The 17,910-nt window shown below is 56.3% G+C and carries 13 protein-coding genes and 3 pseudogenes; 7 read left to right on the plus strand and 9 right to left on the minus strand.

Translation table 11 applies throughout. The features are described 5' to 3' along the window. Positions 1-127: 127 nt before the first annotated feature. Positions 128-1,300, plus strand: coding sequence for an MFS transporter (locus ACYAR8_RS00340; RefSeq protein ID WP_463578708.1), 1,173 nt, complete (start codon positions 128-130; stop codon positions 1,298-1,300). A gap of 95 nt (positions 1,301-1,395) precedes the next feature. Continuing rightward, positions 1,396-2,235 (plus strand): sugar phosphate isomerase/epimerase family protein, encoded by an 840-nt coding sequence (locus tag ACYAR8_RS00345; protein WP_463578709.1) that lies wholly within the window; start codon positions 1,396-1,398, stop codon positions 2,233-2,235. Positions 2,236-2,256: 21 nt separating this feature from the next. On the opposite strand, the gene ACYAR8_RS00350 is transcribed toward ACYAR8_RS00345, so the two are convergent. Together ACYAR8_RS00350 and ACYAR8_RS00355 are read right to left on the minus strand one after the other, a co-directional pair. Further along, positions 2,257-2,775, minus strand: a complete 519-nt coding sequence (locus ACYAR8_RS00350) for a hypothetical protein (RefSeq protein ID WP_463578710.1) — start codon at positions 2,773-2,775, stop codon at positions 2,257-2,259. Between the two features lie 115 nt (positions 2,776-2,890). Continuing rightward, on the minus strand, positions 2,891-3,139 hold the full coding sequence (locus ACYAR8_RS00355) for a CsbD family protein (RefSeq protein ID WP_463578711.1): 249 nt from the start codon (positions 3,137-3,139) through the stop codon (positions 2,891-2,893). Between the two features lie 334 nt (positions 3,140-3,473). Between ACYAR8_RS00355 and ACYAR8_RS00360 the strand changes: the two genes are divergently transcribed. Next, the gene (locus ACYAR8_RS00360) at positions 3,474-4,100 is read left to right on the plus strand and encodes a glutathione S-transferase family protein (protein WP_463578712.1); all 627 of its coding nucleotides are present in this window, start codon (positions 3,474-3,476) and stop codon (positions 4,098-4,100) included. Between the two features lie 149 nt (positions 4,101-4,249). Here ACYAR8_RS00360 and ACYAR8_RS00365 read toward each other — a convergent pair whose 3' ends face one another. Beyond that, positions 4,250-4,618, minus strand: a complete 369-nt coding sequence (locus ACYAR8_RS00365; protein ID WP_108119497.1) for a histone-like nucleoid-structuring protein, MvaT/MvaU family — start codon at positions 4,616-4,618, stop codon at positions 4,250-4,252. Positions 4,619-5,340: 722 nt separating this feature from the next. On the opposite strand from ACYAR8_RS00365, the gene ACYAR8_RS00370 reads away from it, so the two are divergent. Further along, positions 5,341-6,231, plus strand: coding sequence for a glycosyltransferase family 2 protein (locus tag ACYAR8_RS00370; protein ID WP_463578713.1), 891 nt, complete (start codon positions 5,341-5,343; stop codon positions 6,229-6,231). 232 nt (positions 6,232-6,463) lie between these two features. Beyond that, positions 6,464-7,213: a WbqC family protein gene (locus ACYAR8_RS00375; protein WP_463578714.1), complete on the plus strand. Its 750-nt coding sequence runs from the start codon at positions 6,464-6,466 to the stop codon at positions 7,211-7,213. A 348-nt stretch (positions 7,214-7,561) separates the two neighbouring features. Here the strand turns inward: ACYAR8_RS00375 and sfnG are convergent, their stop codons facing one another. Next, a complete protein-coding gene (sfnG, locus tag ACYAR8_RS00380) occupies positions 7,562-8,662 on the minus strand; it encodes a dimethylsulfone monooxygenase SfnG (protein WP_463578973.1) in 1,101 nt (366 codons plus the stop codon). 399 nt (positions 8,663-9,061) lie between these two features. Here sfnG and ACYAR8_RS00385 point away from each other — a divergent pair, with 399 nt between their 5' ends. Further along, positions 9,062-10,300, plus strand: coding sequence for an acyl-CoA dehydrogenase family protein (locus tag ACYAR8_RS00385; protein WP_463578715.1), 1,239 nt, complete (start codon positions 9,062-9,064; stop codon positions 10,298-10,300). Here the strand turns inward: ACYAR8_RS00385 and ACYAR8_RS00390 are convergent. Then, positions 10,296-11,903, minus strand: a pseudogene (locus ACYAR8_RS00390) (efflux RND transporter permease subunit); the annotation flags it as partial. The gene ACYAR8_RS00385 and the pseudogene ACYAR8_RS00390 sit on opposite strands and share 5 nt — an antisense overlap. 2 nt (positions 11,904-11,905) lie before the next feature. Between ACYAR8_RS00390 and ACYAR8_RS00395 the strand changes: the two are divergent. Further along, positions 11,906-12,403: pseudogene (locus ACYAR8_RS00395) on the plus strand (winged helix-turn-helix domain-containing protein); the annotation flags it as partial. Positions 12,404-12,430: 27 nt separating this feature from the next. Here the strand turns inward: ACYAR8_RS00395 and ACYAR8_RS00400 are convergent. The 4 genes and pseudogenes from ACYAR8_RS00400 to ACYAR8_RS00415 form a co-directional block, all read right to left on the minus strand. Beyond that, positions 12,431-13,915, minus strand: coding sequence for a chemotaxis protein CheW (locus ACYAR8_RS00400; RefSeq protein ID WP_463578716.1), 1,485 nt, complete (start codon positions 13,913-13,915; stop codon positions 12,431-12,433). After that, positions 13,912-15,678: a PAS domain S-box protein gene (locus tag ACYAR8_RS00405; RefSeq protein WP_463578717.1), complete on the minus strand. Its 1,767-nt coding sequence runs from the start codon at positions 15,676-15,678 to the stop codon at positions 13,912-13,914. Before ACYAR8_RS00405 ends, ACYAR8_RS00400 begins: the two co-directional genes overlap by 4 nt. A 162-nt stretch (positions 15,679-15,840) precedes the next feature. Beyond that, the gene (locus tag ACYAR8_RS00410) at positions 15,841-16,713 is read right to left on the minus strand and encodes a methyl-accepting chemotaxis protein (RefSeq protein WP_425438838.1); all 873 of its coding nucleotides are present in this window, start codon (positions 16,711-16,713) and stop codon (positions 15,841-15,843) included. After that, a pseudogene (locus tag ACYAR8_RS00415) lies at positions 16,699-17,865 on the minus strand (methyl-accepting chemotaxis protein); the annotation flags it as partial. The pseudogene ACYAR8_RS00415 and the gene ACYAR8_RS00410, both read right to left, overlap by 15 nt. Positions 17,866-17,910 lie beyond the last annotated feature (45 nt).

Here is a 17,910-nt window from a genome sequence, read left to right on the forward strand (position 1 = left end):
TTTCTATAAAAGCTTCATCAGGCTATGCCGAGAGCCTGAGCAAGCGCCCTGCCCAACCCCCTAATATTTCACCTAACGCCCCTGCTTGGCAGGCCGTGTCCACTGAACTCAGAAGATGGTTTTTCCGATGACACCAGTCCGCAGCACGATCAACCCAAGGGTCTATGCGCTGACCTTCACTGCATTTGTAATGCTCTCTTCTGAATTTATCGTCGCAGGTTTACTACCTGAAATTGCAACTTCGCTGGCCATCACTATTGGCGCGGCGAGTGGGCTGGTGACGGCTTTTGCTTTAGGCATGGGCATCAGCGCGCCAATCATTGGTGTTCTAGCACACCGGGCCTCTAAACGATCCCTCCTCATCGCCGCGTGCGTGGCACTCGTTCTCGGGAACGGGATTTCCGCAGTCTTTAGCGACTACTCCATCATCCTCATTGGTCGCGTACTAGGAGGAATCGGCGTTGCTGTTTTCTGGACAAACGCCGCTCTGGCCGCGAAGTCACTGTCGCAAGGCCGCAATGAAAGCATGGCGATTGGTAGAGTCTTGGTGGGAATCTCGATCGCATCGGTCGTAGGCGTCCCAGTCGGCAAACTCATCGCAGACGCCACCAATTGGCGGATGGCAATGTGGATGATGACAGCGCTGAGCAGTGTGGCTTTGCTAACCGTGTGGATTTGGGTGAGGCCTGCAGAAGAATCGCGGCAGAAAGAAAATCTGCGCGACACCCTGGGTGTAGCCTTCAAGCCTGACGTCTCAATGACCTTGGTCAGTTCGTGCTTAATATTTGCTGGCGTTGCCTCGGTATTCAACTTCTTGGCTACCTTCCTGGAAAAGGAAACCGGCTTCGGTGAGATGAACGTCACGCTGATCCTATGTCTCTACGGCGTCGCAGACATCGTGAGCAATTTGATCCTGTCCAGACGTGTAAAAGATGATCTGGAGCCACTGTTCAGACGGGTCTTGATGACCATGGCCTTGGGCATGTGCGCCCTGTCAGTTTTTGGCAATCTCACATGGGCTGTACCACTCGCCATCATCATTGTTGCCAGCAGCCACGCTGGTGTCAGCCTGCTTGTCGGAATAGACGTATTAAAAAGGGCTGGGAACGCTGGTCAGTTGATCAATGCCATAAACGTATCAATGATAAATCTAGGCATCGGCATTGGTGCAGTCATTACTGGGTTGCTGGTAGATCGCGCGGGGGTTAGCACCATAGGTTGGGTTGGCGCATGCTTCATTTGTTTGGCGCTGTCTGTTCGATGGAAAATCGAACGCAGCAACGTACATCACCATGAATGAGTTGTAGATGTGGATACCGTCCTATCAGTCGAGGCAGCCAATGGCTGCTTGCGCGAATGGCGCAATTCATACGAACCAAGTTCACAGGAAGCACTATGCAACGCTTAGCTATCAGCCAGATCACCACCAAGCCACTAACGTTGGAGCAGGACTTGGCCCTCTGCAAAACACTGGACTGCGGACTGGAGATAGATGAGAAAAAGCTCTCGGTTGATCGTAGCGAGGCTCATGACCAGTTGGCGTATATCAAAGAAAGCGGTGTTCGGATCACGTCCATCCAACCTAAGACGCTTACAGTCTTTCCATCCGCTTCAGCACCGCAGCCAGAGTCTCCGGAGGCCCGGCTGGAAAATCTCATTGGCTCGGTGGATCTGTTTAGCAAATACTGGAAAGGTCTGCCTTTGGTGACAAACACTGGAGCTGATCCCGATGGCAACGAGTACAAAGTTTGGGAAGGCTGCGTGCAGCGTTACCAGACTCTGGCCAACCATGCCGAAGATCAGGGGATGAAGATCGCTCTGGAGGCTCTCGGCCCATCTCTTATGAACGCCAACTCTATTCTTTTCGCCTACAGCCAAGCTCAAGAGATGGCCGCATCGGTGGACAAAAAAAGCTTTGGCGTCTGCCTCGATATTTACAACAGCTGGCAGGATCGGGCCCTTATCGAGTCGATTACATCAGAGAAGCTATTTCTGGTGCAGCTCGCTGACTGGCGTCGCCCAAGGTCACTGCATGACCGACGTGCCCTCGGGGATGGTCAGATCTCCTTTTCACCCATACTGCGCAGACTTGTGGAGTGTGGCTACAAGGGTGACTATGTTCTGGAGATCTTCTCAGACTCGGTTTCTGACTCGCTGTGGAGAGACGCTTCGACAATCAGCCTGGCGATCGAAGCCAGTACGCGAATCTTTGACAGCCTGTCACTTCAAGCCTGACTTGGCAGCATCGAATTTCCTTTATTTCACCCACTTGAGACACGCAAACCCAGTATCAATCCGCAGCGGCTGAACAGGTTCAACGCTTTCCTGATCGCCAACTTTCTTGACTACATCTACTGCGCAGAAATACTGGTCTGGGCTGACAACGGATAAGACGCCTTTCCTTGGCTCGCTCCAAAACCTCTTCGCCACGGTATACGTAGCGCCCTCTTCAGGCGTGAAAGAGAACGGAACCTGGCATTGCATGCCTCCGACTTCACTGCGATACGTCAAAACCAGCTCTTTATCCACGGCCACCGGAGACTCGACGAAGTCACCAGTGGCAAGCAGCGTTGTGTAACCCGCGTAACACCCTTTTTCGTTGAACGTCATCAGATCCAGCCTGGCGCCGTGATCGTATTTCATACGCACCGTCGCTGAGGGTTGACCAGGCTGAGGAACAGCATACTGCTTGCCGTACATGATTGAGTTGCAGCCACTTGTAAGAGCCGCCCCTGCCAGCACGAAGAACCAACTGTATTTTTGAAATTTTTGCATCGATCAGTCCATGATTTCGTAGTATCGCGTCGGATTCGATAGCCCACCGAACGGCTGTCTGATGCTCCGGTACGCGCTAAGGGACGCCCCTGGCGGAGCCTCCCTTGCTCCTCACTCAGCGGCGGAGAAGACGGTCCAGAATCAGCAAAGCAATACCACCAATTGCAACTGCAGCGACTGGTTTCTCTTTAACAAACGCAGATACGCTGTCCATGGCATCGCCATAGGCTTGGGTCAACTGACCAGAAGCCTGGCGACCGGTACCCTCCGCCTCCAGCGTCGAATCACCAAACAGTTTCCCAACTGCGCTCTGTGCTTTGCCGGCAACCTGCTCTACAACGCCTTCTACCTGTTCGCTCTTCATGATTCACCAAACCTTCGTGTGTGAGTGACCCAGGATCAGCCTGGGATTGACGCAACGTGCGCAGAATTAGGGGGCAGGCGAAGTGATTAGTTCAGCGAGGATGAGCCGCGGGATTCCTCCGTATGCCCCCCTACCCGTCTCCATCCTGCGCGTCACTGCAGAAGATCACGTCAATGCCATTGGCCGCCGAACGTATCGCGAATCAGGTTTTGCATCATGTCCGGGGCGCCGCCTTTGAGAAGATGCCAGGGACTGCTGATTTCGCACCCATTTAGAACCACAGGGCGACACGACAGTCTGTCCTTACACACCTTTGCATCTCATAGGGAACTTCATGATCATCGTTCACCATCTCAACAATTCCCGTTCGCAGCGCATCCTCTGGCTACTCGAAGAACTCGCCCTGCCCTACGACATCAAGCACTACCAAAGAGACGCCAAGACCAACCTGGCGCCGCCTGAATTGAAAGCCATAAACCCGCTGGGCAAATCACCGGTTATTCAGGATGGACCTCATGTGCTGATCGAATCCGGGGCTATCGTCGATTATCTGATCCGCCGCCGCGGCGACGGCCGCTTGCAGCCTGATCCAGCCACCGCGACCTACGACGAATATGTGCAATGGCTACATTTCGCAGAAGGGTCGGCCATGCTGCCGCTCATGCTCAATCTTTATGTCGGGCGACTTGGGGACGCTGGCAAGCCGCTCCAGCCGCGAATCGAATCCGAGCTGGCCAACTATCTAGGTTATCTGGACGCCGCTTTGAAACTCACGCCGTATCTGTTGGGTGAAGAAATCAGCGGCGCGGATATCCAGATGAGCTTTATCGGCGAGTTAGCGAAGTCCCAAGGCATGCTGCAAGACTACCCTTCCCTTGCTGCGTGGATCGACCGGTTCCAGGCGCGGCCGGCCTATATCAGTGCGATAGAAAAAGGCGGTGAGTACACGTTCGCGGGCTGAGTACGACCAAGGCGATGCCGGGCTCTAAGGGCGTGTAGGACACAGCCCACACACGCGGCACGACGTGGCAACGGACCTGCATGTGAGTTTAGAGCGGAGTCGCACCCATTAAAAAGCCGTCTCACGACGGCTGTTTCAGCTTCAAAAGGTCATTTAACCAACCAATTCTCAACCTCTTCCCCGAACTGACCCTTCCAGGCTTTCAGAAGTTTGTGGTTGCCGCCCTTGGTTTCTACGACCTCACCCGTCAACGGGTTTTTATACACCTTCATTTCTCGGGCCTTGCGTGTCTTTTTCTCGGCAGCCACTGGAGCAGACTTCCGGCCGCTGGCTGCCTGCGGATCGAGAATGCCAACGATCTCCCTCAAGCTGAAGCCGTACTCTCCGAGCAGGCCACGCAGTTTGGTTTCAAATTCGATTTCTTTCTTCAAACCAGTATCATTTTTCAGCGTTTCAAGCTCGGCGAGCTGGGCGGCGAGCTGTTGTTCAAGTTTGCGGAATTCTGCGAGGCGGGACATGTAGATCTCCAGGGTCGTCTTGATGTGAGCGATATTAGCCGAACGCCGGAGATCAGTCATTCGCCTTGTTCTCGTCAACACTGCGCCGAGCGACTGCTGCGCTGCACGATGTAAAAATCAATGCTGCCGCTGTAAAGACTGGTTGTTGATAGTGAGCTTCTTAGATCTGCCCTTTCAGCAGGCGGATAAACGACGCCAAATAATCGCTGGAGATGTGTCGTAGCTTATTCATCGCAAAGACCAGCAATGACAAATCGCGGAAGCCCCCAGAGCTGAATGAGCGTAGATACCTCGCGGCCAGCTATAGATTCCCCACAACAGGCAGCCGATTCAGGCTCGCTTTCCAGCGCCGAAATAATGTCGCCTCACGAGGTGCCTCATCAGGTAAACGATTGGACAAGAATGTGTACGAAGTCGATACATATAGGGGTCGGATGGTCTTGTCGGCATGCCAGGGCTCGCGAAGCTTTTACATCACGGACGGAGAACAACGGCGTTGATCCTGGACGCCTCCTCTTTGCGTCGGCCACAGCTCTAGACTGGTCGTTATTACGCACGTTGTCGAAGATGTTGACAGTTCTTGGCAAACGATTCTGACGAGCTGCCCCAAGCGCGATCCGCTGCGTGTGCATTCAAAACTTCGAAGTTGCTTGAAGTACATCAGGCGGAGTTATTGAACGCCGTTTGCTATTTCACCCACACCTGTCAGCGAATGTATCACTATGACCCCACTTCTTAGCATCGTGTGCCCAACCTTTAACCAGGAGGCGTTTCTCGCCCGAGCACTGGATGGCTTTCTGTCACAACAGACGACCTTCCCTTTCGAGATTCTGGTCAACGATGACGCTTCAACTGATGGCACAGCGCTAGTCCTGGCTAAATATGTCGCGCTTTACCCGGAAATCATCCGGCCATTTTATCAAGAGGAGAATCAGTATCAGCAGGGTAAGACCTGCACACCGGGAATATTCAAGGAAGCTCGAGGACGTTACATCGCTTATTGCGAAGGAGACGACTATTGGACTGACCCACAGAAACTACAGATTCAGGTTGATTTTCTGGAGGCCAATCACGACTACGTGTTGACCTACCACGATGCAATGGCCTTCGACGTCAATGGCGAAAGAGGTATTCAGCTTTTGGGCAAGTGGCGCCGGGATGCAAGCGCTGTGGAACTGCAACAAGGGCGACCGATTTCCACGCTGACGGTATGTTTTCGCAACGTTCTTCATGAATTACCCCAGGAGTTACTCCACGCCCCTCTAGGCGACATGTGCTGGTGGTCTCTGCTGGGCGCTCACGGCAAGGGGAAGTTTCTCGGCCGCATAAAGCCTGCCGCTTACCGGGTTCACCCAGGTGGAATATTTTCCATGCGTTCCCACAGACGCAAGTTACATATGAATTTGCAAACGTACTCCGCACTCGCAAACTACTACCATCGCATGGGCAATCAGCCGTTATATGAGTACTTCTTGACTCAGCTGTTTGGCATGTGCCTGTCAGCCATCTCGCCTTTTCAGAAACTCTGCGCACTGGGTCTGGTCGCCCGAAATGTCAGCCTAAATTTGGGCAAAAGGCTCATCCCCTCTCGCAGTGAACGACATGTTCAATAGCGCGCAGAAAAAGTTGAAAAACAAGGCTGGGCATTGCATCACCCTTGCAGGGCGCCAGAGGTTAACAGAAGAAAGCGTTCACGCATTGGACTAAAAGCCTTGACAGCGCCCCACCGCGACTCGTCATCCCTTTTAGTCGTCAGCTATTAGCAGTACATCGTCATGCTATATCGATACAAAAGCAACCAATCAAGGTAGTTATTGGCGTAACTAAAATATGGAGATTAACCTGATGAAAACCATCGCAATGATGCAGCCCTACCTTTTCCCCTACCTCGGATATTTCCAACTTATTGCGGCAGCCGATGTGTTTGTTCTGGGCGATGACTTGCAATACATGAAAGCTGGCTGGGTCAATCGCAACAGGATACTCGATAAGAACGAGCCCAGGATGGTCACTTTTCCACTCAAACGTGATCGATTCGACTTGGGCATCAATCAGCGCCGGCTTTGCGATAACTTCGACGAAGAAGCAGAGCGCTTGATTAAATTAATCACTCATTGCTACTCCAAAGCGCCCTGCTATGGAAAAGTCATGCCACTGCTACAGCACCTGATTCGCTCGCCGCAGCGGAACCTGGCGCTGTACATTGAGCACTCGATCAAAGAGCTGTGTCATTATCTGGATATTCGAACACCGATTTATAAAGCTTCTGACCTGGAGATGGCGGGCTCAATCGACAAGCAAGACCGGGTCATCAAGACAGCGAAATTATTTGGTGCGAGCACCTGTATTAATTCTGTAGGCGGCACCGCGCTTTACGACTCCGGGTACTTTGCGCAGCACGGATTAGCGCTTGAGTTCCTCACAATGGACGACATTGCCTATCCCCAGTACCGGTCGACCTTCGTTGGCAATCTTTCGATCATTGATGTAGTGATGTTTAACTCTGTAGAGACAGTCAGAGAGCTGTTGCCATGCTATTCAATACAAAGCGATAGCGTCACACCGCTGTCGGCGCGAGAAGCGCGGTACGCCTGATTTTACCCTGAGTGTCTGGTCAGGCCCTCTCGAGCGTTCCGTCTTGATGGTGTACATGCCCAGACCAGGGATTCAGCGGCTGGTTGATGGACAACATACGGATGGGTCGCTTCGACGCCACGACGTATAGTGAATCAACCCACGTCCAAGGACAGACAATGCTTATCGTATTCAGCGGCCTTCCTGGCACCGGAAAAACCATCATCGCCCAGGAGCTCGTCTCTGCGAGCGGGTCTTGCATCTAATGTCCGTATGGGGGCTGGTCGTCGGGTGCGAGGGGATGCAGGAAATCCTGCTCGGCAAATGACTCAGCCCCCTCCCCGGCCAGCAAATTTTCTCCGCGACACTTCAGGCGCTTTGAGCCACAGAAACCGTCTGATCTGAAGCTTCCAGCGCGCGTACAAGCGGCAATACGTGTTCACCGAAATACGCCACTTCCTCCTGAAAGTGCAGAAATGCCGAGAGCACCAGATCCACACCCACGGCTTTCAACGCCACAATGCGCTCGGCAATTTGTTTCGGCGTTCCAATCAGATTCGTTTTAAACCCGTCGTTGTATTGAACCAGGTCTTCAAAGGTGGACTTGGCCCAATTACCCTCGCCTTCAGGACTGGCCTTGCCGGCCTGTTTTGCCGCATCGCCGAATGCATTCACGGCTTCAGGATCCGCCTGGTCGATGATGTCCTGAAGCACCGCGCGAGCTTCCTCTTCGGTTTCGCGAGCGATAATGAACGCGTTGACCCCTATCTTCACTGAATGCCCGTTGGCCGCTGCCTTCGCGCGAATATCATCCACCTGCGCCTTGATGCCTTCTACCGTATTGCCATTGGTGAAGTACCAGTCGGACACGCGTGCAGCCATGTCGCGGGCAGCACGGGAGCTGCCGCCCTGGAAGATTTCAGGGTGGGGTTGCTGAATCGGTTTCGGACGCAGTGTGTAATTATGGAAGCGATAGAAATCGCCTTTGAAGGTGAAATTGTCGGTTGTCCAAATGCCTTTCAACGCCCGGATGAACTCTTCCGAACGACGGTAGCGCTCGTCATGCTCCAGCCATGGCTCCCCGATGGCCTGGAATTCACCTTTGAACCAGCCACTGACAAGGTTGATCGCCACACGGCCGGCCGTCAGTTGATCAATCGTCGCCAGTTGCTTGGCAACCACGGCGGGTGTCCAGGGCCCGGGGAGGATGGCCGCGATCACCTTGAGTTTCTCGGTCGCCGCCAACAGCGCATGGCTGAACGCAACGGACTCGTGTTGGTTATCTGCGCCGTAACCGGCGGTGAAACGGATTTGCGTGAGCCCATACTCGAAGCCCGACTGCTCGGCAATTTGTGCCAACTTGCGGTTGTACTCAATGCCCCAGTGGGTGCGCTGCTCGATTTTACTAACGACCAACCCGCCGCTGACGTTGGGTACCCAGTATGCGAATTTAATTGCGCTCTGACTCATATGCCGATCTCCAAGTAGAGCAAGGGAGCCGCCCGGCGTGGTCGCCAAGTACGGTGTGCCCCACCTGCCTGATGTGGAAATAGCAGCAACTGTGCCAGTTGTTTATTTAACGACATTTCAACAGGTTAACGACCGGATCACATGTTTTGGTTTTCTCGCTAACAACGTTTTGCTGAACAGGTGTTCGCCGGCAAACAGTTGTATTGCCTGCACGCCGCGAGACGCTGTTACGAGAGAGCCAGCAACACAGCACAACTGTTGATGCATCAACAGTTGTGCCCTTGGATTCAACGGATAACCCGGATCAATCGGCCCTTTATGGTTAGGCATGGAGCATGCAAAGCGGGTGTATTGAAGCCGCCAGCACCGGACGGCTTTCATCATCACGGGAGTTCCCCCATGCCTGACGCGACGAACAATCCGCTTTCTCTCGGTACCGACTACGAAGCACTGGCTAATCGTTTTCGGCCGCTGTTCCAGCACATTGCAGCGGGCACCGTTGAGCGAGAAAACGCTCGAACTCTCCCTTACGAACCTGTTAAGTGGCTCAAACAGGCGGGGTTCGGCGCTGTCCGAGTGCCCAAAGAATATGGCGGCGCCGGCGCTTCTGTTGAGCAACTGTGTGAGTTGCTGATCGAGCTGGCCGAAGCGGACTCCAATATTCCGCAGTCCCTGCGTGGCCATTTTGCCTTCGTAGAAGATCAACTGAATTCGCCCGCGACAGCCGAACGCGACACATGGTTTCGGCGCTTCGTTAAAGGCGATTTAGTGGGTAATGCCTGGACAGAAACAGGCGATGTAAAGCTCGGTGAAGTCATCACCAAAGCGACTCCGGACGGAGCGCAGTTTCTTTTAAGCGGAAAAAAATACTACAGCACCGGCAGTCTATTTTCTGACTGGATCGATGTGTACGCCCAGCGTTCAGACACGGGTGCGGACATTATTGCAGTGGTCGATGCCCGTCACGCCGGGGTACAGCAAAGTGATGATTGGGACGGTTTCGGACAACGCACGACAGGCAGCGGGACCACAGTGTTCAATAACGTGCCGGTTCCCGCGACACATATCATCCCCTTCCAAAACCGTTTCAACTATCAAACCGCGTTCTATCAACTGGTATTGCTCGCCGTATTGGCGGGCACAGGTCGGGCGATAGAACGCGACATTACCCAGCAGATCCGCGAGCGCACACGCGTTTACAGCCACGGCAATGCCAGCCGCGTGAGCGCCGATGTTCAGATTCAACAGGTGGTCGGTCAGATTTCCGCGCAGGTCTACGCTGCACAGGCCACCACCCTTCGCTCTGCAAGGCCCTTGCAGCAAGCCTATGAAGCGCGATTTTCGGGGAATTCCGAGGCAGAGCGAACGGCGAACATTGCAGCGGAAATCGAAACGGCACAAGCACAGGTCGTCGTCTCCGATCTTGTTCTGCGAGCCGCCACCGACCTGTTCAATGCGCTCGGCGCCTCAGGCATTAGCGTCAATAAAGCCCTGGATCGCCACTGGCGTAATGCGCGGACCGTCGCGTCCCATAATCCGCTTATCTACAAGGCGAAGATCGTCGGTGACTGGAGTATCAACGGCACCGAGCCACCCTATGTCTGGCAGATCGGACAGGGAGAGCCGAAGGCCAGTTGAAAGCGTTGTTTACAGCCGAAGATTTCGATTCCTGGCCTTGAATCTCCAGGGACGCATTACCGTTGTAGCGTTCAAGCAACGGTGAACCGTAACTCCATGCGCTGCTGGCAAAGGACGAAAACGGCACCATGTCACCGTTGCTGTTGCGGACAAACCAATGATCAAGGTCCGCCGCCTGCATGCGTGAGGAGGCTTGCCCCTGCACATAGACTTTTTTCACCCGGCCCTGGTTGAGAAAGTCGTTTACATACGTCCCGCCCAACGCCGTCGACAAGGTCGCGTTGATGTCGCTGGTGCTCAGGCTCAAGGCGCCGGCCTTGCGGTCGTCAATGCTGATCTTCAACTGCGGCGCATCGTCCAGGCCATTGCTGCGAACCCCCAGCAAGCGTGGGTCCTTTCTGGCCAGCTCAAGCAACTTTTCCCGAGCCGCCACTAGCGCATCATGGCCGAGACCACCAAGATCCTTGAGCTGCAGGTCGAAGCCCGAGCTCTGGCCCAGGCCGCGCACCGTCGGAGGCTGCATGACGAACGCGTCGGCATCACCGATGCTGGACAGCGCCATGGTCGCCCGCTGGGCAATCGAGGCCGCATCCTGGCCGGAGCTACCACGCTCGGCCCAGTCTTTGAGGCGGATAAAGGCCCGCGCGGTATTCTGGCTGTTACCGCCCATGCCAATCCCGCTGATGCTGATCATCGATTCGACTTCAGGCTGTTGGAGAATGTAATCCTCGAACTGCTTGATCACGGCCTGCGTGCGGCTGTCCGTCGCCCCCACCGGCAACTGGATCTGTGCCAGCAGAATTCCCTGGTCTTCGTCCGGCAGGAACGAGGTGGCCAGACTCATGTAGCCCACCGCCATGAACACCAGCACCAGCCCATAAAGCAGCAGGCTCCGTCCCCACCGCCGCAACACCGCACCCACCCAGCGCTCATAACCGGCACTGGCCCGTTCAGAGGTGCGGTTGAACCAGCCGAAGAACCCACGCTGAGCACTTGGCGTCTGGCCGTTATGCGCTTTGAGCAGCGAAGCGCAGAGCGCGGGTGTCAGGGTCATGGCCACCAACACCGAGAGGACCATGGCCGAGACGATGGTCACGGAAAACTGCCGATAGATAATCCCGGTGGAGCCGCCAAAGAACGCCATCGGAATAAACACCGCACTCAGCACCAGGGTAATGCCGACCAGTGCACTGCTGATTTCACTCATCGATTGTCGCGTGGCCGCCATGGGCGACAGGCCCTCGCCCATCAACCGCTCGACGTTTTCCACTACAACGATGGCATCGTCCACCAGCAAGCCGATCGCCAGGACCATGGCGAACATGGTCAGGGTGTTGATCGAGTAGCCGAACAGCGACAACACGCCGAACGTGCCCAACAGCACCACCGGCACGGTAATCGCAGGGATCAGCGTCGCGCGCAGGTTCTGCAGGAACAGGAACATGATCAACACCACCAGCACGATCGCCTCGCCGAGGGCCTTGACCACTTCCTCGATGGACAGGCTCACAAAGGGCGTGGTGTCGTAGGCAATCACGTTTTTGAGCTGCATTTCTGCCGGATAGAACGGCTCCATCTCCTGAAGCTTGGCCTTGACCGCCTCGCGGTATGCAGGTCTGCCAGGACCTGCGCGGTTTCAGCGCCGTGCCGATCATCATGATCACCGCCCGTGTTGAAGAAATGGACCGCCTTCGGGGCCTCGATCTGGGCGCTGACGACTATATCTGCAAGCCGTTCAGCCCCCGCGAGGTGGTGGCCCGGGTCAAGGCCATCCTGCGCCGCGGCCCCCAACTGCTGACCGGCGTTGCACCGCGGCTGATCATTGATGACGCACAGCACCGCGCGTCACTCAATGGTGTCGAGCTGGACCTGACACGCCTTGAACTGCGGTTGCTCAGCACGTTTGCGCGTTCGGCCGGCCGGGTCTTTTCCCGAGATCAACTGCTGGACAAGCTCTACTCCGACCACCGCGTGGTGACTGACCGGACAGTGGACAGCCATATCCGCAACTTGCGGCGCAAGCTGGAACAGGCATGCCCTGGGGAGACGCCCATTGAATCGTTGTATGGCGTCGGCTACCGGTTTCAGCTCACTGACGCTTGAAGCGTCAGCGAGGCAAGTGTCCCTGGCTCAACCCGCGAGGCGCTGGGTCTGCGCCTCCGTCCCGGCCATCTCCAGTCCCCTGACGATGTTGCTCAGATTGATCAGCGTCATCCAGCGGACCTGATCACCCTTGCCGATACTCACCAGGCTGCGCATGCGGTCATTGACCGACCCCTTGACCCTCACGCTGTGCTCCCAGCCTTCGGGATGCTCGGACGCCGGGTGGGTAAAGGTTTCAATGGAGTCGGTGCGGTTGACCACCAGCCCGAAGCTATGAAGTTCGCCTTTGACCAACAGCACCCGCTCCAGCGTATTGCCGGGAGGCGTTGTGCCCTCTATCAGGCTGCTCAGGCAGACCAGCGGAATCTGCTCGCCACGCAAGTTGTAACTGCCCAACAAATGGGACTGATGTTGGGCAAAACGTACGTAGTGCTCGGGCATATCAAGGATTTCCAACACTTGATCCAAGGGCACCACGAACGGCTGGGAGGCCTGGAACACCAGACACGTCTGGTTCATCTGCGCGAGACGCGAGCCCAGCGCATCCTGGTTGGGTGCGCTGGTCTGGTAGATCCTGGCGAAACTCAGCGTCTCTTTGCGCTCCAGCAACTCGCGGTATTCAAGCAACAGCGCTTGCTCTCCGTTCTCCAGCCCGACAACGCCGGCAAACAGCCCGGGTTCCCGTAATCCATAGCGGGGCAATGGCAGAATTTCGTGAGCACGCTTGCGTACAATCGAAATCATTCGGTCGTAGACCAGACCGATGCGATAGCCTTCTCGCGAGGTCAAAACCAGCAGTTGATTCTGGGGCTGGGCCGTCGCCGGGCATTCAATACCCAGGATCCGGTTCAGGCTCAAGGCAGGTACATCAACGCCGCGGCGGTTCACGACGCCCAGGCAGAAGTCGCCGCCCAACTTGCTGGGCAGCATGTCCGGGCGGTCCACCAGCTCGGTAATTGCTTTGGCATCTACTGCGTAGCGCTTTCCTTCGCACTCGAACAACAGCAAGTGATGCAGCTCCCGGGACGGGTCCTGAACCTGCATGGTGTCGGCAACTTCTCTGGACTGCGCAGTCAACACCTGGGGCGAGCCGCACAGCGCGTCGAGGTCGAGCCGGTAAATCATTCGCTCATTTTCCACCAGCACGAGTTCTGGCAGCAGCGCGACCGCGGTGCCCTCCCCGCCGAGACGACAAAGGTTCCGCGCCTCGACTTTCATGACATCGCTGACGCCGCTGACCGCAATGCCCAGGCGTCGGCCTTGATGGTTGACGATGGCAACCATTTCCAGTGGGTCGTGTTGGGCGACGTCGTGCTCACCCAGCAACGACCGGAGCTCAATCAGTGGCAGCGCCTTGCCGCGCAGGCTGAACATCCCGAGCAATGCCCCGCCTTGCAGCGGATGGGGCTGCAGCCGGGCGGGCCAGTTGATCACCTGCTCCAGGGCCTGGGCGTCAATCGCGACTTCCAGCGCGCCTAGTTTGACTATCCCAAACGCGAGGGCCTCGCTCATAGGGTTTCAACCTGACCTGGGGCGCTCAAGCCTTTGCCCAACCCGTTGGCGAGCTTGATACGGTTGAGCTCGCCGATCAGTTCAGCGACACGCTCAGCCAGGTGATGCTGTTCTTGCGTCGCCGCGCCGATGGTGGTCATCGCGCCATTGGTCTTTTCGACCCCGGCAACGATCCGCTCGAACGCACTGCCCGCGCTGCGGGATATCTCGCTGCCGGAGTTGATGCGGCGGACCGTTTCCTGAATCAATTTGTTGATTTTGGTGGTGGCTTGCGAAGACTTTTCAGCGAGCTTACGCACCTCATCGGCCACCACAGAGAAGCCCAGCCCATGCTCACCCGCCCTCGCCGCTTCAATGGCGGCGTTGAAGGCGAGCATGTTGGTCTGACCGGCGATCGTGCTGATCACCTCGATGATTTCCTGAATGTCTTCTGCCGATTTGCCGATGGTGTCCATCGCCGCGGACGCCTCGTTGAGGGTCTGGGAACCGCGCTGGGCTTCATCCTGGGTAATGCGTGCCTGATCGTTGGCGTCGCCAGTGGTTTTGACGACTTCGGCAATGGCCTCCATCAGGCGGGTGACCGACTCATCCATCGCTTGGGTCTTGGCTTCAATGGCCTCTTCAAGCTCGACCTGAGCGGTAATGTCGGTGGCGAACTTGACCACCTTGTAGGGTTGCCCCGTCGCGTTGAACACCGGGTTATAGGTCGCTTGAATCCAGATTTTCTGGCCGTACTTGCTGATGCGCATGAAGCGCCCGGTGAAGAATTTTCCGCTGCTCAGCGCGCTCCAGAATTCACGATAAGGCGTGGTCTTGACATACTCCGGTTCGCAAAACAGCGAATGGTGCCGGTCCTTCAATTCCTCCATCCGGTAGCCCACCAGATCCAGGAAGTTAGCGTTGGCCGAGAGAATATTGCCGCTCAGGTCGAACTCGATCACGCCCTGGGCGCGGTTGATCGCGTTGACCTTGCCTTCGTGTTCCATGGTGCGAAGTTTGGTCTCGGTCACGTCGGTGGCGAACTTCACGATCTTGTACGTCTGGCCCTGGGCATCAAGAATGGGGTTGTAGGACGCTTGAATCCAGACATCCCGACCGTCCTTGCTCAGGCGCTTGTACTCGCTGGAGTCGTACTCGCCCTTGCCGAGTTTCTCCCAGAACTCGCGGTACGCCAGGGAAGCCGCGTATTCGGGTTCACAAAACATGCGGTGATGTTGGCCGACGACTTCGTCCAGCGTGTAACCCATGGCCGAAAGAAACTTCCTGTTGGCGTTCAATACATAGCCTTCAGGGGTGAACTCGATCAACGCCTGGGAGCGCTCGATCGCCTCGATTTTGCTTTCCCATTCGGCATTGCGATTGCGTACTTCGGTGACATCGCTGGCAAATTTGACGATCTTGAATGGCTTGCCGTTGTTGTCCATCACCGGGTTGTAGGTGGCCTGCAGCCAGATCTGGCGCCCGTCCTTGGCCTGACGCTGGTACTGGCCGGCGTCAAACTTGCCGGTCCCCAGCTTCTCCCAGAACATCAGGTATTCCTTGCTGGTCGCATAGTCGGGCATGCAAAACAGCCGGTGATGGCGCCCACGAATTTCTTCGAGGTCGTAGCCCATGCAATCGAGAAAATTCTGGTTGGCGTACAGCACATTGCCCTGCAGATCGAATTCGATGACGGCTTGGGAGCGGTCGATCGCGCTTAGCAGAGAATTCAGGTCGGCGCCGGCCTGGGCAAGTTCGGCGGTTGGGTTGGATTTATTATTCATGGGGCAGATCCGCTAAATGATGTTGAGTGGGCGGGGCTCCGTCCCTGAAAGCGATAAGCAACCGCTGTTCACTGTCCAACCTTCGATGGCGCCGCAGGAGGCAGGGCTCTGGAAAAGCCCTGCTTCCCGTTGTTTGCTCGGCAGGCAACCGGGTGAAACGTCTTACGTTTTGAAATGCGACGTCATTTTTTGCAAACCGCTGCCCAAAGACGCCAGCTCGACGGTTGCCCTTGCGCTCTCCTCGCTCGCTGTCGCGGACTGATCGGCGACGTCACGAACACTCAGAACACTGCGGTTGATTTCTTCGGCCACCGCACTTTGCTGCTCGACGGCTGCGGATATCTGCAGGCTCATTTCCTGGATAGTGCCGATGGAGTGGTTGATCTGGTTGATCGCCTGCTCAGCTTTTTGCGCCAGTTCGACTGTGTCCAGCGTGCGTTCCCGGCTGGACACCATCAGGCTGGCGGCGGATTGAGTGCCCTGCTGCAGAGCGAGGATCAGTGTTTCGATTTCCTGAGTCGAATCTTGCGTGCGCTGTGCCAGCGAGCGGACTTCGTCAGCGACCACGGCGAACCCGCGACCCTGCTCCCCGGCCCTTGCGGCTTCGATGGCGGCATTTAGCGCCAGCAAGTTGGTTTGTTCGGCAACCGCCTTAATCACGTCAATGACTTTGCCGATTTGCCCGCTGTCCTGCGTCAGCACGTTCATGGCCTCTCCCAACGCCTCGATTGCCTGGGACAGCTCGCTGATCTGCGTCGTGGCCTGCTTGACCACGGCGCTGCCGTGACGCGCCTGCTCTTCGGCCAGGGTGGCGGCGGCCGAGGCGTCGGCGGTGTTGCGCGCGACCTCCTGAACGGTGGAGGCCATCTCGTGCATGGCAGTGGCGACCTGATCCACTTCGACTTTTTGCTGACGAACACCGGCGCTGGTCTGCTCGCTCATGGCGGACAGCTTTTGGGCAGAGTTGGAAATTTGCGTCACACCACCACCGATGCCCTGCACCAGCGTGTTTAGGCTTTGCGCCATCTCTTGCATGGCATTCTGAAGGTCGCCCACCTCGTCTCGGCGCGTGGATCTGGACTGAACAGTAAGGTCACCTTTGGCAATCCGGCGAGCCAGGTCGACCGTGAGCGCCAGCGGCAGGGTGATCTGACGGGAGATGATCACAGAAGCCAGCAGCCCCACCACCACGGCAAACAAGGTCAGAACGACCACCTGAATCAATGCATCGTGCTGATCGGCAAGGGCCAGCCGCTGCTGGGTGTCCATCAAGCCGGTCAGGATTTTATCCATGGCCTCGCTTTCTTGATCCACCTGCTGGCGCAGGCTCTGCTTCTGCTCAAAAAGAGCCGAGACTTGCACCAGCACGTCGCGGTACTGCCGCATCCCGGCAAAGGCTTCGTCCAGTTGGCTGGACAGTTCGGCGGGCAGGCTGGTGCGGGCTTTAGTGATGTTGTTCAGGAACGAGTCGGTCGTGTCCAGAAGCAGCTTTTTGTTGGTGGCGTCCGGAACGGCGATGTAACGGCGCAGCACGAGACGAAACATCGTCATGCCATTTCGCAGGTCGGCGACCGTGCGCAGCTCGGTTACACGCTCGACCCCGGGTTGCTCCAAAGCGCTGGCCGTGGTGGCCTCAAGCATTCTGGAGAATGTGTCGACGAATTTGTCAGACAGCGCACCCAGCGGCTTCAGGGCACCACTGGTGGACTTGTCGGTATCAACGAGGCGATTGACCTTTTGATCATAGGACGCGGTACTGGCTTGCAGTTGCGCCAGCGCTTGCTGGCTCTCGGCCCGTTTCATTGCAAGCAGTGCCTGGGCTGTCAGCGCCTGCAGCGCACTGAGCTGTGTGTGGTAAGCCTCAAGCGCGTTTTGATCGGCTGAGGCTTCATACTGCTTTTCGGAGAGACGCATATCCTGCGCGGCATCGTTGAGCGTACCGGTCAAGCGTGTGGTGTTCAGGCGATCAACGAGGAGGTTATTGCTGGTGTAACCGACAAACGCCACCGCCAGTACGGCCAGCAGCAGGATGCCAAAGCCGATCCCCAGCTTTCGGGAAACCTTGATGTTGTCCAAAAATCTCGTTGCCACTGCCATTTCAAGCCTCAAACGCCATCGCGTAATCAATCCGCAGGCGAAAAATAGTTCGGGCAACCACAGTTGCCTTCGAAGAGAAGGTGTCGTCATCCAGGGCGAGGTTGAGAGCCATTTCCAAGTGACCCGGCCAGACGA

This window comes from Pseudomonas sp. HP_01 (assembly GCF_055284355.1).